This window comes from Pseudarthrobacter sp. S6, from assembly GCF_050156575.1.
Classification (GTDB): Bacteria; Actinomycetota; Actinomycetes; order Actinomycetales; family Micrococcaceae; genus Arthrobacter.
The window spans coordinates 3,295,258-3,320,193 of sequence record NZ_CP189581.1 but is presented as its reverse complement, the minus strand read 5'-3'; the positions used below and the strand labels follow the sequence as shown (position 1 = coordinate 3,320,193).

The window sequence follows — 24,936 nt, the reverse complement described above, 5'->3', positions numbered from 1 at the left end:
GCTGATTGATCACTACCTTGCCCCGCTGGCCGCGACGCCGGAGATATCCTTCCGGCTCCAGAGGTGCGGCGAACTCCGGCTGAACCTTGACCCCGCCGTCGAAGCACCCGCCCGGCTGGGGCCGCTGATCGAACCCGAATTCCACTCCTGCGGCACGGTCCAGCCGCACGGTGCCAGGCTGCTCGCCCACCCGGAGGCAAACTTCTACATCGTCGGCATGAAGTCCTATGGCCGTGCCCGACGTTTCTGCTGGCTACGGGCTACGAACAGGTCAGGTCTGTCGCCACGGCTCTCGCCGGCGACCAGGCCGCGGCGGGCACTGTTCACCTGGAGTTGCCCGAAACCGGGGTGTGCTCCTCCGATGGCGGCACCAGCTGCGACGTCCCCGCGGCCTCGACAGGTTTCCCTACCGGGCTGGTCCACGGCCTCTCCGCAGAACAGAAAGAAGACACCAACTCATGACCGAAGGCGCCAACTCTCCCCGCATCCTGTTCGTTTGCAGCAAGAACGGCGGCAAATCCCAACTGGCGGCCGGCCTCATGCGCGATCTCGCCGGGAACGACGTCACCGTTTACTCGGCAGGCACCAGGCCGGGCAGCTGCCTGAACAGTGAGGCCGTGGAATCCCTAAACGAGCTCGGCATCGACATCACGGGGGAGCACCCCAAGGCCGTCACTGACGAGGTGCTTGACGCCGTCGACGTCGTTATCGTGCTGGGCACCGAAGCCAAGCTCGAAGCCCGCGAAGGCACCCGCTTCGAAACCTGGGAAACCGACGAACCTTCCACCCGGGGCATCGAAGGCACCGAACGCATGCGGATTGTCCGCGACGATATCAACACCCGCGTCCGAAAGCTCTATGCGGAACTCACGGGCAACTGAGCCTGCCGTATCCCGGTCGCATCTGTATTGTTCGGCACGTCCGGCGCCATGGCTTAGCGCTGGCGGTGCCCGGGCAGATACGGTAGTAGCATGACGTCACCCACCGCCACCGAGACCTTACGCCCCAAGCGCAATATCCCAGCAGAAATCGCCCGTTCGTGGCTTCTGGTCAACGCCATGAAAACCGACCTGTTTGACCAGTCGGCTGTTTCGCGCGCTGACTCGATTATCCTGGACATCGAGGACGCCGTGGACCCGTCGCAAAAGGACGAGGCACGCGGACACGTGATTGACTGGCTCAGCGGCGGCGGCCAGGCCTGGGTCCGCATCAACGATGCCACCAGCCCGTTCTGGGCCGATGACCTGGCAGGGCTGCGCGGTACGCCCGGCCTGCTCGGCGTGATGCTCGCCAAGACCGAATCAGCTGACCAGGTGACCGAAAGCTTCCACCGGATGGACGGCAAGACGCCCGTCATCCCGCTCGTGGAATCGGCGCTCGGCATCGAGGAAGCCAACAACATCGCCAAGGCCCAGGGTGCTTTCCGCCTCGCCTTCGGCTCCGGCGACTTCCGCCGCGACACCGGCATGGCGGCCACCCCGGAGGCCATGGCTTACCCGCGCGCGAAACTGGTGGTTGCCAGCCGCGTCGGCAACCTGCCGGGCCCCATCGACGGCCCCACCGTCGGCACCAACCACCCCATTCTGCGAGAGCAGACCGGCATCACCGTGATGATGGGGATGACCGGCAAGCTGTGCCTGGCCATCGATCAGACCAACGTCATCAACGAGGTCATCAGCCCCACGCCGTCGGACGTCGCCTGGGCCACGGACTTTATGTCCGACTTCGAAGCCAACGGCCGCGTCATCCGCGACGGCTCGGACCTGCCCCGTCTGGGCCGCGCCGAGAAGATCATGAAGCTCGCGGTAGCGTTCGGCGTGCAGCCGGCGCTGTAGCCCCACCCGTACACCCAAAGCACAGGAGACCCCGTGACCGTTACCCGCTATCTGGTTCACGGGGTCTTTTTGGATGGCGCCCCGGCGCAGTCGGTCGGGCACGACGGCGGCAGCCCGGCCGTGCAGGAATCGCTGTTCTGAACCTGCTCGGTAGACTGTCACGGTGCTCAAAGAATTCTGGGAGTCAGCGCCCACCTCGTACAAAGTCCTGGTATTCGGCGCCATGGGCCTCATCGGCGTCGGGATCATCCTGAACCTGGTGGGCAACACCACCAACAACCGTGACCTCGCCATGGCGTCCCTTGCGGTTATCGGCCTGGGCCTGGTCCTGCACATCGTCGGGATTGTGGTGCGGGGCCAGACCATCCGGAAGAACCTCAAGCGTTAGCGGCAGCGTTCCGGAGTACGTGGCTGCGGGCGTGCTCCACAGCCTCGGGCAGGGACGTGAACAGGTGCTTGTGATGCCTCAGTGAGCGTATGACGCCGACGTTGGTCACGAGCTCGAGGTGTTGGGGCTGAACACCTTTCAGCAGGACTGTCACGCCGCGCAGCTCCAGCGCCGAGATGACCTCCACCAGCATGTGGGCTCCGGTGGCGTCGAGCATCCGGACCTGTGACAGTCGGATTATTGCCACCTGGATGTCCCGGACCTGGCTAATTTCCTGCAGGACGCGTTCCGCGGCGCCGAAGAACATGGCCCCGTCCAGCCTGAATAGCGCGATGTGCTCGTCCCCCTCCTCGTGCGGTCCCGGAATCTCTTCACGCTTTACGCTGCTGAGCGTGGCGAACTTCCGCAGCGTAAAGAGGGCCGCGGCGACAAGCCCGATCTCGATGGCCACGATCAGGTCGAAGGCCACGGTAATAAACGCCGTCAGGATGAACACGAAGGCGTCGGCTCGGGTGGAGCGCATGATGGCAGTGACCGTGTGCCGTGACACCATGCGGGTTGCCGTGACCATCAGGATTCCGGCCAGGACCGCCAGCGGGATCTTTCCTACCAGGCCGGCTGCCAGGTAGATGATGGCCAGCAGCACGAGCGCGTGAACAATCGCAGCGAGCCGGGTCTTGGCTCCGGAGCGTACATTGACCGCGGTCCGGGCGATGGCGCCTGTGGCCGGCATGCCGCCGAAGAACCCCGCTGCAACTGAGGCCAGCCCTTGCCCCATGAGTTCCCGGTCCGGACTGTACGCCCCGGAGGGCCTCCCGCCAGGGCCAGCCAGGCCGGCCGCCACCCGTGCGGACAGCAGGGACTCGATAGCGGCAAGTATCGCAATGGACACCGCGGGCATCAGCAGCCCGCCCAGCGCTGCCGGATCAAGGGACGGCATCGATGGTGCGGACAGGGAGTGCGGCAGGGCGCCGATCCGTGGAATGTCCAGCTGCAGCAGCTCGGCCGCCACGGTGGCCAGCAGCACCGCGACCAGGCTCGCGGGCAGGGCTTTGTTCAGCTTCGGGAGCAGGAGCATCACGGCAGCCACACCCACCACGACGCCGAGCGTCTGAAGAACTGCGGGCAAGGTGGCCTGGGAGGCGCTCTCGACGGCGGCCAGCAGGGTGTTGTGGCCCGGTATCCCCGCGGTGCCGGTGGCCATGGGGACCTGCTGGAGGAAGATGATCGCGGCGATGCCGAGCGTGAAGCCCTCCACTACCGGCCACGGGATGAAGGCCACCGCCCGGCCCAGCCCGCTGATGCCCAGGATGGCCACCAGCAGCCCTGCGATCAGGGAGACCAATGCGATGCTGCCGACGCCGTGCGTGGCGACCACCGGGGCCAGCACCACGACCATCGCGCCGGTGGGGCCGGAGACCTGGACGTGCGAGCCGCCCATGACCGCAGCGACCAGGCCGGCCACGACGGCGGTGATGAGTCCGGCTTCGGCGCCGACGCCTGAACTCACTCCGAAGGCCAAAGCCAGCGGCAAGGCCACAATCCCCACGGTGATGCCGGCCAGCAGATCCGTTTTCCAGGACGAACGCAGCCCGTCATAGTCGCGGCGGGACGGCAGGAACCGGCTGAGATGCGCCAGGGCAGCACTCATGAATTTGAACCCTTCAGATGCTCGCTGGGCAGTCCCTGCGCGAGTTTGAGCTGTTCGTTGGAATCGGTCAGGCTGTCGAGGAGGAAGGTCCGTGCGATGGCCAGCAATTCGGCGATCTTCGGGTGGGCCAACCGGTAGGTCACGGTGTTTGCGGAACGGACCGAGGTCACCACCCCGTGCCGGCGCAGGGTGGCGAGATGCTGGGAAAGGTGGGATGCCTCGAGGCCCGTCTCGGCCAGCAGGTAGCTGACGGTGCCCGAGTTGTCCGGCGCCGCGGACAGCAGTTCGAGCACTCGGATCCGCGCCGGGTGGGCGAGGGCCTTGAACAGGTTTGCCTTGATCTCGTATAAGGGGGATTGCGCTGCCGAAATCATCGCTGCCTGTGCTTTCTCGTCACGGCCGAGCGGAGGTACGGCCATGAATTGATGAATTGATGTATTCATCATACCGTAGTGTTATTCCTGTCCTTCCCCATGTCATCAGCGCGGGCGCCCGGACGCGTGCCGCTAGGCTTGATTCCATGACTATCAATCCGGACCTGCAGGGCCGCAGCTACCCTGCCGCAGAGGTTTACGACGTCGGCCGCGAGAAGATCCGCGAGTTCGCCCGCGCGGTCAAGGCCGCGCACCCAGCCCACTTCGACGTCGAGGCCGCCAAGGCCCTGGGGCACAAAGACCTGGTGGCACCGCCCACGTTTGCCATCATCATCGCCCAGCGCGCCGATGCCCAGCTGATCGAGGATCCGGATGCCGGCATCGACTTCTCCCGAGTGGTCCACGCCGACCAGCGTTTCATCCACCACCGCCCCATCGTTGCCGGAGACCGCCTGGTTGCCGAACTGCACGTTGACGGTGTCCGTGCCATGGGCGGCGGCGCCATGATCACCACCCGCCAGGAGATTTTCGCCCTCGCAGCAGACGATTCGCGCGAGTCAGTCGCCACTACCACGTCATCCATCCTCGTCCGTGGAGAGGGACAGTAACCATGAGCCCCAGCATCCACGAACTCAGCGCCGGCCAGGACATCGGCAGCCGCACCGTCGAGGTCACCCGCACCGACCTGGTCAAGTACGCCGGCGCCTCCGGCGACTTCAACCCCATCCACTGGAACGAAGCCTTCGCCACCGGCGTGGAACTGCCCGGCGTTATTGCCCACGGCATGTTCACCATGGGTGCCGCCGTGCAGCTGGTGACCGACTGGGCCGGCGACCCCGCCGCCGTCGTCGACTTCCAGACCCGCTTCACCAAGCCGGTCCTGGTCACGGACACCACCGGAACCTCGGAGGCCGGGGCCACCATTGAGGTCAGCGGCGCCATCGGAAAGCTCGACGCCGAGGCGGGCACCGCCCGCATTGACCTCACCGTGGTTGCTGCCGGCCAGAAAGTGCTGATGAAGGCCCAGGCCGTCGTCAGGCTTTCATGATCCTTTGACCGCCAACACAACCGCCGCTGCCGAGGTCACTGCCTGGCGCAATGCCGTGGTGGTGGCCTATGCCGGCAGCGGATCTGCCCCCGGCACTGTTGGTTTGCTGTTGCTGTGCATGACGCTAGGGTCGTTCGGGTGGCTTTCCCTATAGTGTGGTCTGGTGACTTCCACTTTGCTCTCCGAGCTGACCACCGCCGCCGTCGGAGGACCCGCCGGCAAGTACATTGAGGCCACAACCGAGGCGGTGATCATCGACGCCGTCCGCACGGCGGACGCTGCGGGGGAGCAGGTACTCATCATCGGCGGCGGCTCCAACCTCCTGATTTCCGACGACGGTTTCCCCGGCACCGTGATCAGGATCGCCTCGCAGGGGTTCACCGTCAACGCCGAGGATTCCTGCGGCGGCGTGGCAGTGGTGGTCCAGGCCGGCCACAATTGGGATGCCCTGGTGGAACACGCCGTGCTGCATGCCTGGTCCGGCCTTGAAGCGCTGTCCGGTATCCCGGGCGCCACGGGCGCCACGCCGGTGCAGAACGTCGGTGCCTACGGATCGGACGTCTCCCAAACCATCGCGGCGGTACGCACCTGGGACCGGAGCCGGAACTCGGTCCAGACCTTCACAAACTCCGAGTTGAAGTTCGGCTACCGCGATTCCATTCTGAAGCAGACCACTGTCGAGGGCTCACCCCGCTACGTGGTGCTGACCGTGGAATTCCAGCTCCCGCTGGGCCGGATGAGCGCGCCCATCCGCTACGCCGAACTGGCCCGCTCACTCGGTGTGGAGGCAGGTAAACGGGCTTACTCCAACGATGTCCGCCGGGAAGTCCTGCGGTTGCGGGCCTCCAAGGGCATGGTGCTCAACCCGGCCGACCGGGACACTTATTCCACCGGTTCGTTCTTCACCAACCCGATAGTCCCCGTGGACGTGGCGGCAACGCTGCCGGAGTCCGCGCCGCAGTACCCCGCCGGGGCGGACGGGCTGGTGAAGCTGTCCGCCGCGTGGCTGATCGACCAGGCAGGGTTCGGCAAGGGCTATGGCCTGGAAGGGGTCAGCGCCTCCGGCGGCCGGGCGTCATTGTCCACGAAACATACGCTGGCCATCACCAACCGCGGCACCGCCAGCGCCACGGACATGCTGGCCATCGCGCGCGAGGTGCGCGCCGGCGTCGTCGAACGCTTTGGCATTGAACTTCACCCGGAACCGCTGCTCATTGGCCTGGCGCTCTAGCGTCAGCCTGCCTGGGTGACCGGAGCCAGGAGCCCGTCAACGGCGCCCATCAGCCGGACGTTCGTGGCCATGCCCAGCAGGGCGGCGGCCCAGCCGGTCAGCGCCAAATATGGCCCCATAAAAAGCCAGACCACGAGTCCCGGAAGCCCCGCGTTGCTGGCGGCAGCGAGGACGCAGGCCACCAAACCGATCGATGGCCACGCCGGCCAGGACCGAAATGCTCCCTGCCAGCAGCCATAGCTGTGTTCCGCGCGCGAACAAGTGCCACAAACTCCCCAAAGTCATGGTTACACCCTATCGGGCAAGGCCCTACGATGAGGGCATGGCCGTGAACCGCGTGAGCCCCAAGGTGATGGGCAGGTTGCGCCTTGCCTCTCAAGGACTGATTGGCTCCGGACGTGGCTCTGTTGAGGATGCGGTCCGCTGGATGACGGCCACGCAGGCGCAGGACCTGCAGGCCGCGCTCTGGGCCATCGGCCTCCGCGTTCCGGGTGCAGGGTTGACGGACGTCCGGGCAGCCCTGGACAGTGGCAGCGTGGTCCGGTCCTGGCCGATGCGCGGCACGCTGCACTTTGTAGCTCCCGAGGATCTGCGCTGGATGCTGGGCCTGACCACAGAGCGTCTCAGCCGCATCCTTGCCAGCCGGCACCGGGAACTGGACATCACGTGGGCGGACATCGAGAAATGCCGCGACGTGGCCCTGGAGCGGATCGCGGCCGGCGGTCCCGTGAGCCGGACCGAAGCCTTTGACGTGTTTGAGGCAGCCGGGCAGCCCACCACCGGTCAGCGCGGGATCCATATCCTGGGGACGTTGTGTCGGCACGGATGGTTGGTCCAAGGACCATTGGCCGGGAACCAGCAGCTTCTGGTGGCGTTCGATGACTGGATCCCGGTGTCTCGGGACCTTGAACACCAGGAAGCGATTGCCGAGTTCATGCTGCGTTACTTCCGCAGCCACGGCCCTGCCAGCGTCCGCGACTTCGCATGGTGGACGCAGATTCCCCTGACCGACGCGCGGGCGGCGTTTGAACTCGTCCGCGGGCAGCTGGCGGAGCTGGAATTCGGGGGTGCGAGCTATTGGATGTCATCGGAGACTGCGTCAATGCTCGACGACGGTGTGCCCGGACAGCGGTCTGTCCTCCTGCTTGCGGGCTTCGACGAGTTTGTGCTGGGCTACCAGGACCGCAGCCTCGTCTTGGCGCCGGAGCACGCCAACAAGATCGTCCCGGGCGGCAACGGAGTATTCAAGAAGACAGTCGTGGCAGGGGGAGAAGTGATCGGCACGTGGGCGCGCGCCGGCAGGACCCGGAGCGCCGCCGTCGTGCCTGAACTCTTTGACGAGACGCGACTACTGGGACCCGCCGCTCAGGCGGCTCTCGAGAAGGCGGCCGAACTATACCGCGCGTTCCTCAACACCTGACACTGATAGCAACGCGGGGTCACTTAAGGCCCATCCGACGGTATGGAATGGGCCTTAAGTGACCCCGCGTTGCTGCTTAGAGTGAGGCGGACCTACAGGTTCCCGGTGGCGATGTTGAGCATGCGGCGCAGCGGCTCGGCGGCGCCCCAGAGCAGTTGGTCACCAACGGTGAAGGCGCTGATGTATTCCGGGCCCATTTCCATCTTGCGGATGCGGCCCACGGGGATGTCCAGTGTGCCGGACGCGGCCACGGGGGTCAGGCCTGCCATGGAGTCTTCCTTGGTGTTCGGGATGACCTTGGCCCACTCGTTGTCTTCCGCGAGAAGCTTCTCGATCTCGGCTACGGACAGGTCCTCGCGGAGCTTGAGCGTCAGCGCCTGCGAGTGCGACCGCATGGCGCCGATCCGGATGCACAGGCCGTCCATGATGATCCGGTTTTCGTCCGAGGTGCCCAGGATCTTGTTGGTTTCAGCCCCGGCCTTCCACTCTTCCTTGGACTGTCCGTTGCCCAGGTCCGCATCGATCCACGGGATGAGGGAACCGGCCAGCGGCACGCCGAACTGGGTGGCGTCGATGTCGGTGCGCTGGTGGGCCAGGACCTTGCGGTCAATTTCCAGAATGGCCGACGCCGGGTCGTCCAGTTCGGAGCTGACCTCGGCGTTGAGCGTGCCGAACTGGCTGAGCAGCTCGCGCATGTGCCGGGCGCCGCCGCCGGAGGCCGCCTGGTAGGTCATGGAGGTGCCCCATTCGACGAGGCCGTTCTTGAACAGCCCGCCGAGGCCCATCAGCATGCAGGAAACCGTGCAGTTGCCGCCGATGAAGTCCTTGGTGCCGTTGACCAGGCCCTTGTCGATGACGTCGCGGTTGATCGGGTCCAGCACGATGATCGAGTCGTCGTTCATGCGCAGCGTGGAGGCGGCGTCGATCCAGAGGCCGTCCCAGCCGCGGCTGCGCAGCTCGGTGTGCACGCGCTTGGTGTAGTCCCCGCCCTGGGCGGTGACAATGATGGGCAGCTTGGCCAGCGTTTCGACGTCGAACGCGTCCCCAAGCTTGCCGGCCGCGCCGGCGGCAGCACCGGCAATCGACGGGGCGGCAGCTCCCGAGTTTGACGTGGAGAAGAACACCGGGTTGATGTTGGCGAAGTCGCCTTCGTCCTGCATACGCTGCATCAGGACGGAGCCGACCATGCCGCGCCATCCGACCAGGCCGACGGAGGGGGTAGCTGCTGTAGTCATTCGTACAGTTTAGACGCCGGAACGGGTCAGGCGCAGTCGGTTACGTCATACCCCGTGGGGACGGCGTGCGGCAGCGTGCGGCAGGAAACTGATGTCAGCCGCGGTTATTTTCCGCCAGCACCGCGGCTTTGCGGAGCCGCAACGCGTAGAAGGCGCCGAAGGCGAAGACCTGCGTCACCACCACCAGGATGATGGCCCCGGCGATCTTGTTGCCGCCCAGGATCATGGTCAGGCCAACGATCGCAGACAGCAGCGCCAGCAGCGGCAGCAGCATGTAGCCCAGGACAAACAGTGTTTCCGGTTTTTTCAACATCTCAGCCCTGCGTCCTAATCCATTTGGTAAACCTGTAGCGTGTTCCGTTGGCTGCTGTCAGCCACCCATCCGGCGGAACGGACGCCGCCGCCTCCCAGGTTTCGTCGAGCTCGGGAGCGAACGTGTCGCCGTCGGCCTCCACATCGATGGTGGTGACCACCGCGACGTTGGCGAGTTCGGTGGACTGGCGGAAGACTTCGCCGCCGCCCAGGATCCACACGGTCCCGCCGCCGTCGACGAACTGAGACTCCATGAGGGCATCATCCAGGGAGGGGACCACGACGGCGCCCTCCGCCTCGGGCGTTTCGCCCCAGTTTTTCTGCCGCGTGATCACAATGTTGGTCCGGCCCGGCAGGGGACGGTACTTGTCCGGGAAGGACAGCCACGTCTTGCGGCCCATGATCACCGGATGCCCCATGGTGAGGCGGTTGAAGTGCTTCAGGTCTTCGGGCAGGTGCCAGGGCATGTCGCCGTTTTTGCCGATCACGCCGCCGGACGTCTGCGCCCACACGAGGCCGACGCCGGTCACGGAGCCGGCAAGCTCCTGGGCGAAGGACTGGGGGTCTGCTGCGTTTCCGGTACTCATACGGCGATCGGGGCCTTGATCGTGGGGTGGTGCTGGTAACCCACCACCTCGAAGTCCTCGATCGTGTAATCGAAGATCGAGGCCGGCTTCCGGTTGATCAACAGCAGCGGGTATTCATACGGTTCCCGGCCCAGCTGTTTCAGGACCTGGTCCATGTGGTTCTCGTAGATGTGGACGTCACCACCGGTCCATACAAACTCGCCGGGCTCCAGCCCCACCTGCTGCGCCATCATGCAGGTGAGCAAGGCATAGGAGGCGATGTTGAAGGGCACGCCCAGGAACATGTCCGCCGAGCGCTGGTAGAGCTGGCAGGACAGTTTGCCGTCAGCCACATAGAACTGGAAGAACGCGTGGCACGGAGGCAGCGCCATATCCTTGAGCTCGGAGACGTTCCACGCGGACACGATGTGCCGGCGTGAATCCGGGTTGGTTTTGAGGTTCTCCACAAGCTCGGCGATCTGGTCAATATGGCCGCCGTCAGGGGTGGGCCAGCTGCGCCACTGGACGCCGTACACGGGACCCAGTTCGCCTTCCGCGTCAGCCCACTCGTTCCAGATGCTCACGCCCTGATCCTGCATCCACTTTGCGTTCGATTCGCCGCGCAGGAACCACAACAGCTCTACCGCCACGGACTTGAAATGCACGCGTTTGGTGGTGATCAGCGGGAAGCTCCGGCCAAGGTCAAAGCGCAGTTGACGGCCGAAAACACTGGTGGTTCCGGTGCCCGTGCGGTCGGATTTGTGCGTGCCATGGGCCAGGACGTCACGCAGGAGGTCTTCATAAGGCGTCGGGATGCTCACGGCTAAAGTCTACCCGGGGCGCTCCGCCCGCGGCCGCCGATGACATCGCCCAGACAGGGACCGGATCCGCCATGCCGGGATACAGCCGGGCGCCAACGGTTGTGGTGGCCAGCAACAGCAGCAGCGACGGAACGAACCGGTTCGCTGGCGGCCGGGCGCTCAAACCTTAGTCGTCGAAGGGCTTCAATTGCTCCACGGCCACGATGCGGTGCTTGTTGCCGACGGCCACGTGGCATACCACCATCTCGCCAGGGGACAGATAAGGGTCCGAGTCCGGCAGGAGCGTGCGTAGACGGCCCGGCATGTGCTTGCCCAGCTGGCCCAGGACTGTGGGCAGTGCAGGTCGATGCGTGCAGACGGCGACGGGCTGTGCCTTTTCCAGGAGCGACTCGATGACGGCAGCGGTTTTTTTGGGCGTCCGGTTGTGCTTATGTTCTGTCAGCGCCTCCACCAGCTTGACCTTGGCCCCGGTCGCCCTCAGGTATGGCGCCACGGTTGACACGCAGCGCTGCCAAGGGCTGGTCACCACGCGCGGCGGCTTCCAGGCCTGCAACAGCCGGCCCACGGCCTGGGCCTGCCTGATCCCCGTCGCGGCCAGCGGCCGTTCACCCTCTGCTTTGGACCAGGACGAGCGCGGTTTGGCCTTCGCATGCCGCACTACAATCAGCGGCCATGTGTTCAGGTCGCCGCGGCTATGGGCAGCCTGCAGATACTCCAGGGGAACGACGTCGGACGGGTTGGTCAGCAGCCCGGCGGCCGTTTCGGGGGCGCACCACACCACGCGGTCCACCTCCTTGCCGTCTGGAACGAGCCGGGCACCGTTAACCTGGACCGCCCAGTAGTGGACCACCTTCAGTCCGGACGGCACGTGGTAATGGATGGGTGGGAGCGGGATGCCCAGGGGCGCGGCAAGCCCGATTTCCTCCTGCACCTCACGTGCGGCGCATTCGGGAATGGTCTCGCCGGGGTCGATCTTGCCCTTGGGCCAGGACCAATCGTCATACCGCGGACGGTGGATCAGCAGGACTTCAAGACCGTCCGAGTTGATCCGCCAAGGCAGCGCCCCGGCCGCGACGACGGCAACTGCCTCGTCGGGATGGTCAGTCTGGTCTGCTACGAGGATGTCGCTCGCCAACGCCGTAGCCCTACCGCCGGCTCAGGCTGCGCTGGCGGGTGCGCGAGGCCAGCAGCCAGGACTGGATGTCGTCGAGGGGGCTGCCGTCGTCGGCAATGTGGTGCCGGTTCCACAAGCCCTCGTTATCCAGGTGCCAGCTGGCTGTTTCCGGGTCCATGTAGCGCTGCAGCAGGTCGAGGACATAGCGGATGTCGTCAGGATTGGCCAGCTGGACCAGGGCCTCGACCCTGCGGTCCAGGTTTCGGTGCATCATGTCGGCCGAGCCGATGTACACCACGGGATCGCCGCCGTTGGCGAAGGCGAACACCCGGGAGTGTTCCAGGAAGCGGCCCAGCACCGAGCGCACGGTGATGTTGTCGCTGAGGCCCGGGACGCCGGGACGCAGCGAGCAGATGCCGCGCACAATGACGTCCACCATCACACCGGCCTGGGAGGCGCGGTACAGGGAGTCGATGATGGCTTCGTCCACCATGGAGTTGACCTTGATCTGCACCCTGGCGGCCAGCCCGGCGCGGGCGTTGCGGATCTCGGTCTCGATGCGGTCAATCAGTCCCGAGCGGACGGAGCGGGGAGCGACCAGGAGCCGCTTGAACGTGGACTTCGGCGCATAGCCGGAGAGCTGGTTGAACAGCTTGGAAAGGTCCTCGCCCACCTGGTCATTGGCGGTCAGCAGGCCAAGGTCCTCGTAGTAGCGGGCCGTGCGGGGGTGGTAGTTGCCGGTGCCGATGTGGCAGTAGCGGCGCAGCCCGTCCACTTCCTGGCGAACCACTAGCGACAGCTTGCAGTGGGTTTTCAGGCCCACGATGCCGTAGACCACGTGGACGCCTGCCTGTTCCAGCTTGCGGGCCCAGGAGATGTTGGCCTGCTCATCGAACCTGGCCTTGATCTCCACGAGGGCCAGCACCTGTTTGCCGGCCTCGGCGGCGTCGATCAGGGCGTCAACGATGGGGGAGTCGCCCGAGGTCCGGTACAGGGTCTGCTTGATGGCCTGGACCTTCGGGTCCGCGGCCGCCTGTTCCAGGAACGCCTGCACCGAGGTGGAGAAGGAATCGTACGGGTGGTGGAGCAGGATGTCGCGGCGGCGCATGGCCGAGAAAACGTTGGCGGCCTTGGACGTCTCGGACTCGTTCAGGAACCGGGACGTGTGCGGCAGGTGCTTGGGGTAATGAAGGTCAGCACGGTCAATTCCGGCAATGACGGACAACCCGCGGAGGTCCAAAGGAGCCGGCAGCGAGTACACCTCGGACTCTTCCACGCCAAGCTCACGGATGAGCAGGGCCCGGATGTTCGGGTTGATGTCGTGGGTGACCTCAAGACGTACCGGAGGGCCGAACCGGCGGCGCAGAAGTTCCTTTTCCAGCGCCTGCAGGAGGTTCTCGGCGTCGTCCTCTTCCACCTCAAGGTCTTCATTGCGGGTGACGCGGAAGATGTGGTGTTCCAGGACTTCCATGCCGGCGAAGAGCTTGTCCAGGTGGACGGCGATGACTTCCTCAAGCGCGATGAAACGCGCCACGCGTCCCGCGACAGCTCCGGCCCGCGGACCGTCGATGGAGATCAGGCGGGGAAGCTGGTCCGGAACCTTGAGGCGGGCGAAGAGCTCCTTGTCGCTCACAGGGTTGCGAACCACCACGGCCAGGTTCAGGGACAGCCCCGAAATGTAGGGGAACGGGTGCGCCGGGTCCACAGCCAGAGGCGTCAGGATGGGGAAGACCTTTTCGGCGAACATCGCGCTGAGCTGCTGCTTGGCGGCGTCGTCCAGTTCGTCCCAGTGCATCAGGTGGATGTGCTCGTAGGCCAAGGCGGGGCGGATCTGTTCGGCGTAGACCTGCGCATGGCGCTGCTGGAGGCGGTGGGCTTCGTCGCCGATCTTCTCCAGGACCTCTACCGGGCTAAGTCCGGCAGGGGAGGGCACCGCGAGGTTGGTGGCGATCCGCCGCTTCAGGCCTGCCACGCGGACCATAAAGAACTCGTCAAGGTTGGACGCGAAGATGGACAGGAAAGCCACACGTTCCAGGAGGTGGAGCGCGGGATCTTCGGCGAGCTCCAGGACGCGGGAGTTGAATGCCAGCCAGCTGAGCTCGCGGTCCAGGAACCGGTCCGGCCGGATGTCCCCTTCGGGCACAGGGTTTGGCGCAAATTCGGGGATGTCGATCCGGTCCTGCGTTGCACGCGAGGCAGGGACTTCAGACGAGCCGAAGCGCGCGCGCACCGGCACTGAGGCGCCTTCGGACGTGACTGTTCCGGCGGGTTCCGGTTTCATGGTCTCTCCTCTTGCCTGGCGCTTGATGCTGGCCCTCGGCCGGCACGGTTCTCTACCAACCTTACAATCAATCAGCGTCCACGAGCCTAGATTTCGGCCCGTCCGAAGCCCTTAGTCACACGAGTGGGCTAACTCACCCGGGCTCTTAATCGGAGGTCAGCGGGCCGTACATCACGTCCATGTCCCAGCGTGTGAAGCCCAAGCCCCGGTAGAGGGAAACGGCCGCAGTGTTGTCGGCATCCGTATAGAGCATCACGGCGTGAAGTCCCAGGCCCTGCAGATGCCTGATACCGGCCACTGTGAGCGCTTTGCCCAGGCCCATACCCTGTGCGGCCGGTGTGACGCCCACCGCATAGACCTCGCCGATCGCCGGATGGGCGCCGTGGCGCGGATGCACCTTGGTCCAGTGGAATCCCAACAGCCGGTCCTCGGCGTCCACCGCCAGCAGGAAGCCGGCGGGATCAAACCAGTCCTCGGCCAGCCGGGCATCCAGGTCCGCGCGGGACATAGAGCCCTGCTCGGGGTGGTGGGCAAAGGCGGCCCGGTTCGCAGCCAGCCAACCGTCCTCGTCCTTGCCCGGCACAAAGGCGCGGAGCGTGACGCCGTCCGGGAGGTCGGCGTCGGGCAGTTCCGCAGTGGCGGTAGTCAGCCTCATCTTCCAGAGTTCGCGGACCGGACCGTAGCCGTAGCGGGCGGCGAGGTCCGCTGCCGCCTCGTGGTTGCCATGGGACCAAGCCTTCAGGCCGTCCAGGCCGCGCCCTGACTTCAGTGCGCCTACAAGGCGGTCCGCCACGCCCTGGTTGCGGTAGCTCGGATGGACGGCAATTTCCAGCACGCCGCCGCCGTCCGCTTCCGCGACGACGACCGCAAACCCGGCCAGGTCCTGACCGGAGGAAGGATCGGAATCTTCGTCCGGCGCGTAGAGCGCAAGGGTCAGGAGGGACTGCTCCGCAGAGTCCCCGGCGCGGAGCGTCACCACCGTTTGTTCAGACAGTGAGGGGTTGCCGTCAGACTCCTCTGCAGCTGCCAGAAGCGTCACGCAGTCCTTCAACAGTTGTTCCTCCACGCCGCCGTGGACAACAAGGACGGGCCATTTTTCCGGGTGCGCAGGACTCATGAGGCTAGGCTATACGCCCCGGCCGGAAGGCGCTCCGATTTGATGGCCCCGGGGCAGGCACGTATAGTCGTTATCTCACCCGCTTGTTACGGCGGGAACGAGGGGGATCCGCCAGTGGGGTGGCCTCGATACGTTCGACCCGTATGTCCTCCACAACAAAGCTTCACAAATACAGGAACAGCCCCGGACCACTCGTCCGGGGCTGTTCCTGCCTGAAGGTGCTGTTGAACGGTGTCAGGCTTCTGTCAGTTCGTCTTCCTGCTGCCGCACCAGGGTCAGGCGGTATCCGACGTTCCGGACCGTGCTGATCAGGTTTTCGTGGTCGGCTCCAAGCTTGGCACGCAGCCGACGGACGTGGACATCCACGGTGCGCGTGCCGCCATAGTAGTCATAGCCCCACACCTCGGTGAGCAGCTGCTGGCGGGTGAAGACGCGGCCGGGGTGCTGGGCGAGGTATTTGAGTAGCTCGAATTCCTTGAACGTCAGGTTCAGGGGCGCTCCGTTGACGCGCGCCGTGTAGCTCGCTTCGTCGATGACCACACCAGCCGCGCGGATCTCCGTGGGGGCGTCATCCTTGTCCGGCACAGCCCGCGCTATGGAGAGCCTGATGCGGGCTTCCACTTCGGCGGGACCAGCTGAATCGAGCACGATGTCATCTACTGCCCAGGCCGAGGAAACAGCGGCCATGCCGCCTTCGGTCAGGATCAGGACCAAGGGTGCGCTCAGGCCGGTGGCTTTCAGCAACTGGGTGAGGGAGCGGGCGCCCACCAGGTCCTTGCGGGCGTCCAGGAGCACGACGTCGCAGGGATCTGTCTCCAGCAGGGCTGTGGGTTCCGCGGCGAGGATGTGCACACGGTGATTCAGCAATTCCAGGGCAGGCAGGATATTTACCGATGAACCGGTGCTGTTCGTCAATAGCAGGATGTGCGACATTGTTCCTCCAAGGGGCGTCCGCGCATCTTCGGGCGACTGAACCGGGTTTTCACCGGCCGGTACTATCTGTACTGCAGCGAAATTCGCCGACTTAAGGATCAATCCGGCAGGCATCCGTTGCAGGAAGCGTAGCTGAACCTTGAGTATACCCACCAGCCCGCGCGACGGCACGGATTCCGGCTTGGCAAACTTCCGTTTTGCGACATATCCGGGTCATATAAGGCAGGATTGAGCCGTGGGGCAGAACGCCCTGACGCGGTAGGCAGAGCCGCCGGGTCCACAGCCAGAATGGGATGCCACGAATTGAGTGCAGAGTCGAAGCCGCCGCGATCCGGCCGGCGGGGTCCCCGGTGACCGCTGAGGTGCAGGCCCCGGCAAAATCACTGGGCTCGTGGGTCATCGGTGTTGTCGGAGTGGCGGGTCTGGTGGCCATCATCGCCGGCGTGTACGTCTCCCGCGAGGCACTTGTCGGCGTCGCCGTAGTGATCGCCATGGCGGTCGGCATCGGCTGGCCTCACTTCCTCCGCATCCCCGCGAAGAAGACCCTGGCAGCCGTCATTGCGCTGGCCGGCGTCGGGTCTGCGCTCGCTGCCGGTTTCGTCCCCGCGCCGGGCTTCCTGGACTGGACGCCTGCAACCATGGCGCTGGGCATGATGGCTGTGTTCATCGTGCAGCTCATCCGAGGCACCGGCCAGGCCCAACGGCTTGAATCCACCCTTGGCTGCTGCGCCGGTGTGCTCCTCTCATGCCTGGGTGCAGGCTGGATTGCCGGCGCGCGCTTCAACGGCGTGCGGGAGATGCTCCTGGTGGCTGCCATCAGCGCCGGCGTGGCACTGCTGGCCGGCCTGATCCGATGGCCGGACAGCATCGTGGCCCCTCTCGGCATCGTGATGGCAGGACTTGCCGGGCCGCTGGCAGGCCTGGTCTTCTCCGACATTACAGTTGTGCCCGCGGCGATCTTCGGCGTTGTGGTGGGCGCCGTGCTGGTCAGCTTCCGCCGCCTGGTAACACTCCGCGGCGGTCCGCTGAATCTTTTGGCTGCGGTTAGCATGGGGCTTGCACCGGTTTCGGCCGTGGGCTCCCTGGCTTACTTCATAGACAAACTCCTCATCTACTAACCGGTTAGGATGGCATCATGTCCGTACTTGCATTTGAAATCTTCTTCCTCGTCCTGCTCGGCATCGCCAGCCTGTCTATGGCCTGGTTCGCCGGCTTTGTGGTTTACCGCCTCTTTAAAGGCCAGAAGTAAACCCGTTCAACGAACTAGCATTTTCCTGAGGTAATTGCCGTGCCGTTAGAAATTCCTACAGACCTGACACCGGAACTTGTTCCGCTTTCCTGGCTCATTGGTGAGTGGGAAGGCAGCGGCCGGCTCGGGAGCGGGGACGAGGACTCGGAGCACTTCCTCCAGCATGTGTCCTTCACGCATAACGGTCTGCCGTATCTGCAGTACCGCGCGGAGAGCTGGTTAACTGACGACGACGGCACACGCCTGCGGCCGCTGACGGTTGAGACCGGCTTTTGGGCGCTGGAGCGCAAACAGCTTGATGCCGACGGCGGACCGGGCCTGATTCCGGCCGATATTGTTCCCGCACTCAAGAGCGCCGATGAAGTCGAAGCGCTGCGCAATAAAGACGACGGGTTCGATATCTCGGTGTCCATCTCACATCCCGGCGGGATCTCTGAGCTCTACTACGGGCAGATCAAAGGCCCGCAGATCCAGCTCAGCACCGACATGGTGATGCGCGGCAGCCATTCCAAGGACTACAGCGCGGCCACCCGGATCTTCGGCCTCGTGGACGGCAATTTGCTCTGGCGCTGGGACGTGGCCCCCGGCGGAACATCACAGCCGGGCAAAGGTCTCGAGGCGCACGCCTCGGCTTTCCTGAAAAAGGTTTCCTGACACCCAGCCGCGTCACCGATTCTCAGTAGACTTGGCATCCTGGGCAACACCGGCGAGTGAATCAAGGGAGCATCATGGCTACACCGAAGAACTCCACCGATTACAGCGACCTGAAGGCTGTGTTCTTTAATGGGACCCTTAAACGGTCGCCGGAGACCAGCAACACCGAGGGCCTGATCAACGTCAGCCGCCTCATCATGGAGAAGCAGGGCGTCAGCACCCGCGTGATCAGGACTGTCGATCACGACATCGCCAGCGGTGTCTACCCCGACATGACCGAGCACGGCTGGCCGTCCGATGAGTGGCCGGAACTGTACCCGGCTGTTGAAGAAGCCGACATTGTAGTGGTTGCCGGTCCCATCTGGCTCGGCGATAACTCCTCACAGACAAAGATGCTCATCGAACGGCTGTACGCCCACTCCGGGCAGCTCAACAGCAAGGGCCAGTGGGCGTTCTACCCCAAGGTGGGCGGCTGCCTGATCACCGGCAACGAGGATGGCATCAAGCACTGTTCCATGAACGTGCTGTACAGCCTGCAGCATGTCGGCTTCACCATACCCCCGCAGGCGGACGCCGGCTGGATCGGCCCGGTGGGTCCGGGCCCGAGCTACCTGGACGAAGGCTCCGGTGGCCCCGAATCCGACTTCACCAACCGCAACACCACCTTTATGACCTGGAACCTGATGCATTTCGCCCGGATGCTCAAGGACGCTGGTGGGATTCCCGCGTACGGCAATCTCCCTGAAGAATGGAAAGCCGGAACCCGCTTCGACTTCGAGAACCCCGAATACCGCTGACGCCGCCCCCGGGCGGGCGACCAGCGGGTCTCGAGCCCAGCGAGACCCGCTGCCCGAGACCGGAATACCTACCCACCTAAGGACGTTGCCCCCAGTATGACTACCCCCAGCCCCCTACTGTCGCGCCCCGGCGCCGTCGAGGCTACCGGCGCAGACGCCGGCGTCGCATCCCACTACGGTGAGCCGCTGCGTGAGCAGCGCGCCCTCGCAGCCGGTACCGCCGTCGTCGACCTCTCCCACCGCGGCGTGGTGACCGTCAGCGGTCCGGACCGGCTGACGTGGCTGAACACCCTCTCGTCCCAGCAGGTCACCGGCCTGCAACCGGGAGAGTCAAGCGAGCTGCTGTTGCTGAGTGTCCAGGGCCGGATCGAGTTTGACGCCCGCGTAATGGACGACGGCGGGACCACCTGGCTGATTGTTGAGGCCGCCGAGGCTGCGCCGCTGGCTGAGTGGCTGAACAAAATGAAGTTCATGCTGCGAGTCGAGATCACCGACGTCTCCGCCGACTGGGCCGTGCTCGGGTCCACCAAAACCGTGGAGGAATGGTCCGGACTGCTGGCGTGGCGGGATCCGTGGCCGCACGTCGGCGCCGGCGGCTACTCCTACGCCGTGGTCCCGGAAGAAGGACACCCGGGGCTGGAGCGGCCCTGGATCGAGTACCTTGTGCCGGCCGCCGAACTCGAGGAAACATTGGCGGACCGCCCACTCGCCGGTGCTATGGCGGCCGAAGCCCTCCGCATTGCGGCGTGGCGCCCCAGGCTGGGCGCGGAAACCGACGACAAAACCATTCCGCACGAACTGGACCTGCTCCGGACCGCCGTGCACCTCTCCAAGGGCTGCTACAAGGGCCAGGAGACCGTCGCCCGCGTGCACAACCTGGGCCATCCGCCGCGGCGCCTGGTGTTCCTGCAGCTGGACGGGTCGCAGCACACCATGCCAGCTCCCGGCAGCTCGGTGATGCTCGGCGAGCGGAAGGTCGGGACAGTGACCTCCGTTGCCCAGCACTACGAAATGGGCCCGGTGGCGTTGGCCGTCATCAAACGGTCCGTCGCACCGGATGAAATACTGACCGTGCTGGACGGCGAAGAGCCTTACATCGCTGCCCAGGAAGTAATTGTTGCTCCCGACGCCGGCCAGGTAGTGGGGCGCCAGACTGGATTCCTGAGGGGGACCCGCTGATGACCGAGAACACCGCACCCGACGACGCTTCACCCGGCGATGCCAGCGCCGATGCCTCGACGCCGGACGACGAGGCCGTGGCGTTGGCGCACCGGCTCTTCCAGGCTGCCCGGGAGGGGGACGCCGGACTCCTGCGCGGCTATTTGGACGCCGGCGCCCCGGCCACAATGACCAACGCGGCCGGCGATTCCCTGCTGATGCTGGCAGCCTACCACGGCCACGCGGAGACGGTGCAGCTGATCCTTGAGCACGGCGGTGAGGCTAACACGGCCAACGACCGCGGCCAGACGCCCCTGGCCGGTGCAGCATTCAAGGGGTACGCGGACGTGTCCCGGGTGTTGCTGGACGCCGGTGCAGATCCCGACGCCGGCAGCCCCTCCGCCCGGGCCGCTGCGCAGATGTTCGCCCGCACGGACATCCTAGATCTGCTGGAGTAGCGTTTCCGCAGTGTGTCACGACCGGCCGCCAACGTAATCGAAGGAACGCCATGGAAACTGTAGCCAGGCCTTGGTTGGCTTTGTGGTCGCTGGTGGTCGGGTTCTTTATGATCCTGATAGACACCACCATCGTGTTCGTGGCCAACCCCAGTATCGGGAAGGCGCTCGACGCCGATATCACGGCCGTCGTCTGGGTTACCAGCGCATACCTGCTGTCCTATGCCGTGCTCCTGTTGATTGCCGGGCGTCTGGGGGACCGTTTCGGACCGAAAAAGGTCTACATTGCGGGTCTGGCGGTATTTACACTCGCGTCCCTGTGGTGTGGGCTGTCCGGCGACATCGCGATCCTCATCCTGGCCCGGAGCGTGCAAGGAGTGGGCGGTGCCCTGATGACGCCCCAGACCATGGCGGTGATTACCCGCATCTTCCCGCCGGACCGCCGTGGCGCGGCCATGGGGCTGTGGGGTGCCACGGCGGGCATGGCCATCCTGGTGGGGCCCATCCTCGGCGGCGTCCTGGTTGACTCCCTTGGCTGGGAGTGGATTTTCTTCATCAACATTCCCATCGGCATCGTGGCGTTCCTGTTGGTGATGCGCAACGTCCCGGAACTGAAAACGCACAGCCACTCCTTCGACGTAGTGGGGGTGCTCCTGAGCGCCGTGGCCATGTTCCTGATCGTGTTCGGGATACAGGAAGGCCAGACGTACAAGTGGGGGACCATTGATGGCGGCCCGTTCACCGTGTGGGGCCTGATCATCGCAGGCGTAGGTGTGATGGCCATTTTCATCGGCTGGCAGTGGTGGCTTGAACGGAGAGGCGGCGAACCCTTGCTGCCGCTGGGCCTGTTCCAGGACCGGAACTTCGCGCTGGGAAACGCTGGAATAGCCGTGGTGGGATTTTCCATCACGGCCTACCCTTTGGCTTCCATGATTTTTTACCAGGTCGCATTGGGTCTGACTCCCACGCAGTCTGCCCTGTTGCTGATTCCGATGGCCGTCCTCACCGGTGCGTTGTCGCCCATAGTGGGCAAGCTGATTGACCGCGTCAATCCGCGCTGGTTTGCAGTCGCCGGGATGCTGCTTTTCACCTTGGCCATCTCCTGGACGTCGGTGCTTATGACGCCCGATACCCCTGTCTGGATGTTCCTCCTGCCGAGTGCGGTACAAGGCCTGGGCATGGGCTGCATCTTCGGGCCGATCGCCAATGCCACCACACGAAATCTGGCGCCGCGCCAGGCCGGTGCCGGCTCGGGTGTTTTCAATACCAGCCGGCAGATCGGTTCAGTGCTGGGGGCAGCCGCCATGGCCGCACTGATTCAGGCCCGTATTGTGGCCGAATTCCCGCCCCTGCCGCCCGGACAGGCGGCGTCCACTGAAGGCTTTGGCGCGGCCCTGCCGCAGGCGCTGCACGCACCGTTCGCGATGGCGATGGGCCAGTCCGTCCTGTTGCCGGCGGCAGTACTTCTCGTCGGCGCTCTGACAGTAGCGTTTTTCGCGAAGCCCGAGCCCGTTCCCCAGCCTGGGGATGGTGCTGAGGCGGAAGTCCCCGCGGCCGGCTGATGTGCAGTTCAGCGCAGGTGCACGCTGGTCTGGATGCCGCCGGCGGACAGGCCCAGCTGACGTGCCAGGGCCACGGCGCCGGTGTTGCTGACCTCGGCGCGCCACTGGACGGTGAGGCCCGCCGCGAGGGCCTCGTGGGCAGCGATGGATGCGGCCGCGGTTCCCAGCCCGCGGCGCCGCCACCCGGGGTCCACCAGGACTCCCATCTGCGCGAGAAGGCCTTCCCATTCCCCGTAGGCGCCGCACGCCACCGGAAGGCGCAGCCCGTCCACTTCGTGGAGGATTGTGTACCGGTTCTCAAGGTCTGACAGGTGCACTTCGTTGACGTCGTCCGGCGGGCACAGGCCTTCGAGCTCGATCGCTTCCGCATTTCCGTGGGACACGGTGAGTTCTTCGGAGGGCTGGCGCAGAGGCAGGTCGTCGGCGAAGAACAACGCCGCAGAGCCCAGTCCGTGGCCCCCGTGCGATCGTGTCAGGGTCAGCAGTGTCACATGTTGTGCCATCTCCTCGTCCGGAATTCCGGCGGCGGCATCAATGACCCATTGCGGTCCCACAAGTGCCGAGCTGCCGAAGAGCCTGACGAACTCCACCGTCTCTGCAGCGTCGTCGGCTCTGACCATCCGCTCGCCTGAACTCAGCGACGCAGCGAATGCGCCGTCGTCGAGCCCCAGATGCCGGGCCCAAGCGAGTTGGATGATGGCGGCAGAACCGGAGTCAAGAGTCATATCCCCAGCCTACCCAGCACAGCGGCGACGGCTTAGCCGAAGAGGACTGCAGCCTCGTCGTAGCGCTTCTGTGGCACAGTCTTCAGCTGGCCCAGGGCCTTGTCGAAGCTCACGTGCTCGATGTCGGTGCCCTTAAGCGCCACCATAGTGCCCCAGTAGCCCTCCACGACGGAGTCGATCGCGGCCATGCCCAGACGGGTGGCGAGCACACGGTCGAACGCGGACGGCACGCCGCCGCGCTGGATGTGCCCCAGGATGGTGGCGCGGGTCTCGATGCCGGTGCGGGCTTCAATCTCCGGGGCGAGCTGGTCCGCGATCCCGCCCAGCCGTGGCCGGCCAAACGTGTCCAGGCCTCGCTCGGAGTGCGGGGATTCCATGTGGTCCGGCACAAAGCCCTCGGCCACCACAATCAACGGTGCGCGGCCACGGTCGTGGGCTTCCTGGACCCACTCGGTGATCTGCTCGATGCTGACCTTCTGCTCGGGGATCAGGATGGCGTGCGCGCCTGCCGCCATGCCGGCGTGCAGCGCGATCCAGCCCACGTGACGGCCCATCACCTCGGCGATCATGCAACGGTGGTGGGACTCGCCCGTAGTCCGGAGCCGGTCAATGGCTTCGGTGGCGATCTGCACGGCCGTATCGAAACCGAACGTGTAATCCGTGGCGTCGAGGTCGTTGTCCACGGTCTTGGGGACGCCCACAATCTTGAGGCCGGCATCCGTGAGGCGCTTCGCAGCAGCCAGGGTCCCTTCTCCGCCGATCGCGATGATGGCGTCGATGCCGAGGCGGTCCATGTGAGCCTTGATGACCTCCGGGCCGCCGCCGTTCTCAAATGGGTTGGTGCGGGAGGTGCCCAGGATGGTGCCACCCTGCTTCGCGATGCCCCGGACCAAAGTGCGGGGAATATCGATGACGTCGCCTTCGACGACGCCCCGCCAGCCGTCCAGGAAACCCACGAATTCGTGGCCATGGATGGCGATGCCCTTGAGGACGGCTCCGCGGATGACAGCGTTCAGTCCGGGGCAGTCGCCACCGCTGGTAAGAATTCCAATTTTCATGTCTCGGCTCAAATCCTGGTGTGAAGGTATACAGGCAGAGCGCCACGCTGAGCTCACCTAGATTGTAGTCGGCGGTGTGCGTTACGACACAAACCGGTTACAAAACGCCGCGTTCCATGGCAAGGACCACGGCACGGGTCCTGGCGTCCACATCCAGTTTGTTGAAGACCCGCAGCAGGTGGGTTTTGACCGTCGCTTCGCCACCGCCACCGCCACCGGATCCGTGCGGCACGGGACTCTCTACTTCTGCGGTGGCCACTTGAACGCCAACCGGGCCAGCCCTGCGCCTGCGGCCACCCAAATGCCCAGGACCAGGAACGTCAGCGGCAGGTTGTACGTGCTCCCGGGCTCAACGGTTTCAAAGCAGGCCGGCAGGAAGACAGGCCTGAAGGCGCTCGCCGTCCAGCGCAAAGGGAAGAAATTGGTCATGGACTGCAGCCAGTCCGGAAGCTGGGAGAACCGAAAGTACACGCCCGACGTGAAGGACAGGAGGAGTACCGGCAGGACCGCCAGGGTGGACGCGCTTTGTGCCGCCCGAAAGGGTTGAAATGCGGACGCCGCCCTTGCCGTTAAGTCCCACGGCCTCAATGACCTCATCCACCGGCCGGGGAGTGGGGAAACAGGAAGCCAGCCACCGCAGCGCCTCGGAAACCCTGAGTTCCCCGGAATCTGTGGCCTCCTGGTGCACAATGCCGATCCTGGCACGGAAAGACGGTGCCGCCTTCCAGGAGCGCGTCCCCAGAACCATGATCTCGCCGCTGTCCGGTTTCCGGTGGCCTTCCAGGATCTCGATGGTGGTGGACTTGCCGGCGCCGTGGGGGCCCAGGAGGGCGTAGGTTTCGCCGGCACAGATGGTCAGATCTAGCTGGTCCACGGCCGTGCGGGTTTCGCCCTTGGGCAGGCCGTACGTTTTTGTTGAGGCCGCGGACGGTGATGGCATCGGGGGCTCGCC

28 protein-coding genes and 1 pseudogene are annotated in these 24,936 nt (G+C 65.1%); 14 read left to right on the top strand and 15 right to left on the bottom strand.

The window, feature by feature from the left end:
• Window positions 1–70: 70 nt before the first annotated feature.
• The 4 genes and pseudogenes from ACQCS0_RS15860 to ACQCS0_RS15845 form a co-directional block, all read left to right on the top strand.
• Window positions 71–462: pseudogene (locus tag ACQCS0_RS15860) on the top strand (flavoprotein); the annotation flags it as partial.
• Entirely contained in the window at window positions 459–881 is a 423-nt protein-coding gene (locus tag ACQCS0_RS15855) for a low molecular weight phosphatase family protein (protein WP_354153277.1), read from the top strand. The pseudogene ACQCS0_RS15860 and the gene ACQCS0_RS15855, both read left to right, overlap by 4 nt.
• Before the next feature lie 90 nt (window positions 882–971).
• Window positions 972–1,835 carry an HpcH/HpaI aldolase/citrate lyase family protein gene (locus ACQCS0_RS15850; RefSeq protein ID WP_254746946.1) on the top strand — a complete coding sequence of 288 codons (864 nt, stop codon included), beginning with the start codon at window positions 972–974 and terminating at the stop codon, window positions 1,833–1,835.
• Between the two features lie 163 nt (window positions 1,836–1,998).
• Window positions 1,999–2,223: a DUF3188 domain-containing protein gene (locus ACQCS0_RS15845; protein WP_160673224.1), complete on the top strand. Its 225-nt coding sequence runs from the start codon at window positions 1,999–2,001 to the stop codon at window positions 2,221–2,223.
• Here ACQCS0_RS15845 and ACQCS0_RS15840 read toward each other — a convergent pair.
• Complete coding sequence (locus tag ACQCS0_RS15840) at window positions 2,213–3,874, bottom strand: SulP family inorganic anion transporter (RefSeq protein WP_354153278.1); 1,662 nt, start codon at window positions 3,872–3,874, stop codon at window positions 2,213–2,215. The genes ACQCS0_RS15845 and ACQCS0_RS15840 overlap by 11 nt on opposite strands.
• Window positions 3,871–4,248 carry a metalloregulator ArsR/SmtB family transcription factor gene (locus ACQCS0_RS15835; RefSeq protein ID WP_354153768.1) on the bottom strand — a complete coding sequence of 126 codons (378 nt, stop codon included), beginning with the start codon at window positions 4,246–4,248 and terminating at the stop codon, window positions 3,871–3,873. The genes ACQCS0_RS15840 and ACQCS0_RS15835 overlap by 4 nt, the downstream gene beginning before the upstream one ends.
• 146 nt (window positions 4,249–4,394) lie before the next feature.
• Here ACQCS0_RS15835 and ACQCS0_RS15830 point away from each other — a divergent pair, with 146 nt between their 5' ends.
• From ACQCS0_RS15830 to ACQCS0_RS15820, 3 genes are all read left to right on the top strand, one after another.
• A complete protein-coding gene (locus tag ACQCS0_RS15830) occupies window positions 4,395–4,856 on the top strand; it encodes an FAS1-like dehydratase domain-containing protein (RefSeq protein WP_354153279.1) in 462 nt (153 codons plus the stop codon).
• Between the two features lie 2 nt (window positions 4,857–4,858).
• On the top strand, window positions 4,859–5,296 hold the full coding sequence (locus tag ACQCS0_RS15825; RefSeq protein ID WP_354153280.1) for a MaoC family dehydratase: 438 nt from the start codon (window positions 4,859–4,861) through the stop codon (window positions 5,294–5,296).
• Window positions 5,297–5,459: 163 nt separating this feature from the next.
• Window positions 5,460–6,527: a UDP-N-acetylmuramate dehydrogenase gene (locus tag ACQCS0_RS15820; RefSeq protein WP_354153281.1), complete on the top strand. Its 1,068-nt coding sequence runs from the start codon at window positions 5,460–5,462 to the stop codon at window positions 6,525–6,527.
• A gap of 2 nt (window positions 6,528–6,529) precedes the next feature.
• Here ACQCS0_RS15820 and ACQCS0_RS15815 read toward each other — a convergent pair whose 3' ends face one another.
• The gene (locus tag ACQCS0_RS15815) at window positions 6,530–6,709 is read right to left on the bottom strand and encodes a hypothetical protein (RefSeq protein WP_354153282.1); all 180 of its coding nucleotides are present in this window, start codon (window positions 6,707–6,709) and stop codon (window positions 6,530–6,532) included.
• A gap of 140 nt (window positions 6,710–6,849) precedes the next feature.
• Between ACQCS0_RS15815 and ACQCS0_RS15810 the strand changes: the two genes are divergently transcribed.
• Window positions 6,850–7,947, top strand: a complete 1,098-nt coding sequence (locus ACQCS0_RS15810; protein WP_354153283.1) for a winged helix DNA-binding domain-containing protein — start codon at window positions 6,850–6,852, stop codon at window positions 7,945–7,947.
• A gap of 92 nt (window positions 7,948–8,039) precedes the next feature.
• Here ACQCS0_RS15810 and asd read toward each other — a convergent pair whose 3' ends face one another.
• The 8 genes from asd to ACQCS0_RS15770 form a co-directional block, all read right to left on the bottom strand.
• Window positions 8,040–9,182 carry an aspartate-semialdehyde dehydrogenase gene (gene asd / locus ACQCS0_RS15805; RefSeq protein WP_354153284.1) on the bottom strand — a complete coding sequence of 381 codons (1,143 nt, stop codon included), beginning with the start codon at window positions 9,180–9,182 and terminating at the stop codon, window positions 8,040–8,042.
• Between the two features lie 94 nt (window positions 9,183–9,276).
• Entirely contained in the window at window positions 9,277–9,495 is a 219-nt protein-coding gene (locus tag ACQCS0_RS15800) for an NF038396 family protein (RefSeq protein WP_354153285.1), read from the bottom strand.
• A gap of 1 nt (window position 9,496) precedes the next feature.
• A complete protein-coding gene (locus ACQCS0_RS15795) occupies window positions 9,497–10,081 on the bottom strand; it encodes a dihydrofolate reductase (RefSeq protein ID WP_354153286.1) in 585 nt (194 codons plus the stop codon).
• Window positions 10,078–10,881: a thymidylate synthase gene (locus tag ACQCS0_RS15790; RefSeq protein ID WP_354153287.1), complete on the bottom strand. Its 804-nt coding sequence runs from the start codon at window positions 10,879–10,881 to the stop codon at window positions 10,078–10,080. Before ACQCS0_RS15790 ends, ACQCS0_RS15795 begins: the two co-directional genes overlap by 4 nt.
• 166 nt (window positions 10,882–11,047) lie before the next feature.
• Window positions 11,048–12,016 (bottom strand): NUDIX hydrolase, encoded by a 969-nt coding sequence (locus ACQCS0_RS15785; RefSeq protein ID WP_354153288.1) that lies wholly within the window; start codon window positions 12,014–12,016, stop codon window positions 11,048–11,050.
• A gap of 10 nt (window positions 12,017–12,026) precedes the next feature.
• Complete coding sequence (locus ACQCS0_RS15780) at window positions 12,027–14,276, bottom strand: RNA degradosome polyphosphate kinase (protein WP_354153289.1); 2,250 nt, start codon at window positions 14,274–14,276, stop codon at window positions 12,027–12,029.
• A 145-nt stretch (window positions 14,277–14,421) separates the two neighbouring features.
• Window positions 14,422–15,393, bottom strand: a complete 972-nt coding sequence (gene mshD / locus ACQCS0_RS15775; protein ID WP_354153290.1) for a mycothiol synthase — start codon at window positions 15,391–15,393, stop codon at window positions 14,422–14,424.
• Between the two features lie 234 nt (window positions 15,394–15,627).
• The gene (locus tag ACQCS0_RS15770) at window positions 15,628–16,326 is read right to left on the bottom strand and encodes a winged helix-turn-helix transcriptional regulator (RefSeq protein WP_282329503.1); all 699 of its coding nucleotides are present in this window, start codon (window positions 16,324–16,326) and stop codon (window positions 15,628–15,630) included.
• Between the two features lie 383 nt (window positions 16,327–16,709).
• Between ACQCS0_RS15770 and ACQCS0_RS15765 the strand changes: the two genes are divergently transcribed.
• The 6 genes from ACQCS0_RS15765 (at window position 16,710) to ACQCS0_RS15740 (ending at window position 22,201) form a co-directional block, all read left to right on the top strand.
• Window positions 16,710–17,444, top strand: coding sequence for a permease (locus tag ACQCS0_RS15765; RefSeq protein WP_426940233.1), 735 nt, complete (start codon window positions 16,710–16,712; stop codon window positions 17,442–17,444).
• Window positions 17,445–17,614: 170 nt separating this feature from the next.
• Window positions 17,615–18,229, top strand: coding sequence for an FABP family protein (locus tag ACQCS0_RS15760; protein WP_354153291.1), 615 nt, complete (start codon window positions 17,615–17,617; stop codon window positions 18,227–18,229).
• 74 nt (window positions 18,230–18,303) lie between these two features.
• Window positions 18,304–19,026, top strand: coding sequence for a flavodoxin family protein (locus ACQCS0_RS15755; RefSeq protein ID WP_354153292.1), 723 nt, complete (start codon window positions 18,304–18,306; stop codon window positions 19,024–19,026).
• A 96-nt stretch (window positions 19,027–19,122) separates the two neighbouring features.
• Window positions 19,123–20,205 (top strand): folate-binding protein, encoded by a 1,083-nt coding sequence (locus ACQCS0_RS15750; protein ID WP_354153293.1) that lies wholly within the window; start codon window positions 19,123–19,125, stop codon window positions 20,203–20,205.
• Window positions 20,205–20,642, top strand: a complete 438-nt coding sequence (locus ACQCS0_RS15745) for an ankyrin repeat domain-containing protein (protein ID WP_354153294.1) — start codon at window positions 20,205–20,207, stop codon at window positions 20,640–20,642. The genes ACQCS0_RS15750 and ACQCS0_RS15745 overlap by 1 nt, the downstream gene beginning before the upstream one ends.
• Window positions 20,643–20,692: 50 nt before the next feature.
• Window positions 20,693–22,201, top strand: a complete 1,509-nt coding sequence (locus tag ACQCS0_RS15740; protein ID WP_354153295.1) for a DHA2 family efflux MFS transporter permease subunit — start codon at window positions 20,693–20,695, stop codon at window positions 22,199–22,201.
• Window positions 22,202–22,209: 8 nt separating this feature from the next.
• Here the strand turns inward: ACQCS0_RS15740 and ACQCS0_RS15735 are convergent, their stop codons facing one another.
• The 4 genes from ACQCS0_RS15735 to ACQCS0_RS15720 all read right to left on the bottom strand — a co-directional run bounded on the left by ACQCS0_RS15735 (window position 22,210) and on the right by ACQCS0_RS15720 (window position 24,924).
• Window positions 22,210–22,926 (bottom strand): GNAT family N-acetyltransferase, encoded by a 717-nt coding sequence (locus ACQCS0_RS15735; RefSeq protein ID WP_354153296.1) that lies wholly within the window; start codon window positions 22,924–22,926, stop codon window positions 22,210–22,212.
• 32 nt (window positions 22,927–22,958) lie between these two features.
• Window positions 22,959–23,984 (bottom strand): ATP-dependent 6-phosphofructokinase, encoded by a 1,026-nt coding sequence (locus tag ACQCS0_RS15730; RefSeq protein ID WP_354153297.1) that lies wholly within the window; start codon window positions 23,982–23,984, stop codon window positions 22,959–22,961.
• Between the two features lie 97 nt (window positions 23,985–24,081).
• Window positions 24,082–24,243 carry a hypothetical protein gene (locus tag ACQCS0_RS15725; RefSeq protein ID WP_426939843.1) on the bottom strand — a complete coding sequence of 54 codons (162 nt, stop codon included), beginning with the start codon at window positions 24,241–24,243 and terminating at the stop codon, window positions 24,082–24,084.
• A gap of 99 nt (window positions 24,244–24,342) precedes the next feature.
• A complete protein-coding gene (locus ACQCS0_RS15720; protein ID WP_354153298.1) occupies window positions 24,343–24,924 on the bottom strand; it encodes an ATP-binding cassette domain-containing protein in 582 nt (193 codons plus the stop codon).
• Between the last annotated feature and the right edge of the window lie 12 nt (window positions 24,925–24,936).

What these genes read in the sequence shown, in the direction of transcription:
- ACQCS0_RS15855 (WP_354153277.1), top strand. Translation starts at nt 459, where the DNA reads ATGACCGAAGGCGCCAACTCTCCCCGCATCCTGTTCGTTTGCAGCAAG.
- ACQCS0_RS15850 (WP_254746946.1), top strand. Translation starts at nt 972, where the DNA reads ATGACGTCACCCACCGCCACCGAGACCTTACGCCCCAAGCGCAATATC.
- ACQCS0_RS15840 (WP_354153278.1), bottom strand. Translation starts at nt 3,874, where the DNA reads ATGAGTGCTGCCCTGGCGCATCTCAGCCGGTTCCTGCCGTCCCGCCGC.
- ACQCS0_RS15835 (WP_354153768.1), bottom strand. Translation starts at nt 4,248, where the DNA reads ATGATTTCGGCAGCGCAATCCCCCTTATACGAGATCAAGGCAAACCTG.
- ACQCS0_RS15830 (WP_354153279.1), top strand. Translation starts at nt 4,395, where the DNA reads ATGACTATCAATCCGGACCTGCAGGGCCGCAGCTACCCTGCCGCAGAG.
- ACQCS0_RS15825 (WP_354153280.1), top strand. Translation starts at nt 4,859, where the DNA reads ATGAGCCCCAGCATCCACGAACTCAGCGCCGGCCAGGACATCGGCAGC.
- ACQCS0_RS15810 (WP_354153283.1), top strand. Translation starts at nt 6,850, where the DNA reads ATGGCCGTGAACCGCGTGAGCCCCAAGGTGATGGGCAGGTTGCGCCTT.
- asd (WP_354153284.1), bottom strand. Translation starts at nt 9,182, where the DNA reads ATGACTACAGCAGCTACCCCCTCCGTCGGCCTGGTCGGATGGCGCGGC.
- ACQCS0_RS15800 (WP_354153285.1), bottom strand. Translation starts at nt 9,495, where the DNA reads ATGTTGAAAAAACCGGAAACACTGTTTGTCCTGGGCTACATGCTGCTG.
- ACQCS0_RS15795 (WP_354153286.1), bottom strand. Translation starts at nt 10,081, where the DNA reads ATGAGTACCGGAAACGCAGCAGACCCCCAGTCCTTCGCCCAGGAGCTT.
- ACQCS0_RS15780 (WP_354153289.1), bottom strand. Translation starts at nt 14,276, where the DNA reads ATGAAACCGGAACCCGCCGGAACAGTCACGTCCGAAGGCGCCTCAGTG.
- mshD (WP_354153290.1), bottom strand. Translation starts at nt 15,393, where the DNA reads ATGAGTCCTGCGCACCCGGAAAAATGGCCCGTCCTTGTTGTCCACGGC.
- ACQCS0_RS15770 (WP_282329503.1), bottom strand. Translation starts at nt 16,326, where the DNA reads ATGTCGCACATCCTGCTATTGACGAACAGCACCGGTTCATCGGTAAAT.
- ACQCS0_RS15755 (WP_354153292.1), top strand. Translation starts at nt 18,304, where the DNA reads ATGGCTACACCGAAGAACTCCACCGATTACAGCGACCTGAAGGCTGTG.
- ACQCS0_RS15750 (WP_354153293.1), top strand. Translation starts at nt 19,123, where the DNA reads ATGACTACCCCCAGCCCCCTACTGTCGCGCCCCGGCGCCGTCGAGGCT.
- ACQCS0_RS15745 (WP_354153294.1), top strand. Translation starts at nt 20,205, where the DNA reads ATGACCGAGAACACCGCACCCGACGACGCTTCACCCGGCGATGCCAGC.
- ACQCS0_RS15740 (WP_354153295.1), top strand. Translation starts at nt 20,693, where the DNA reads ATGGAAACTGTAGCCAGGCCTTGGTTGGCTTTGTGGTCGCTGGTGGTC.
- ACQCS0_RS15735 (WP_354153296.1), bottom strand. Translation starts at nt 22,926, where the DNA reads ATGACTCTTGACTCCGGTTCTGCCGCCATCATCCAACTCGCTTGGGCC.
- ACQCS0_RS15730 (WP_354153297.1), bottom strand. Translation starts at nt 23,984, where the DNA reads ATGAAAATTGGAATTCTTACCAGCGGTGGCGACTGCCCCGGACTGAAC.
- ACQCS0_RS15720 (WP_354153298.1), bottom strand. Translation starts at nt 24,924, where the DNA reads ATGCCATCACCGTCCGCGGCCTCAACAAAAACGTACGGCCTGCCCAAG.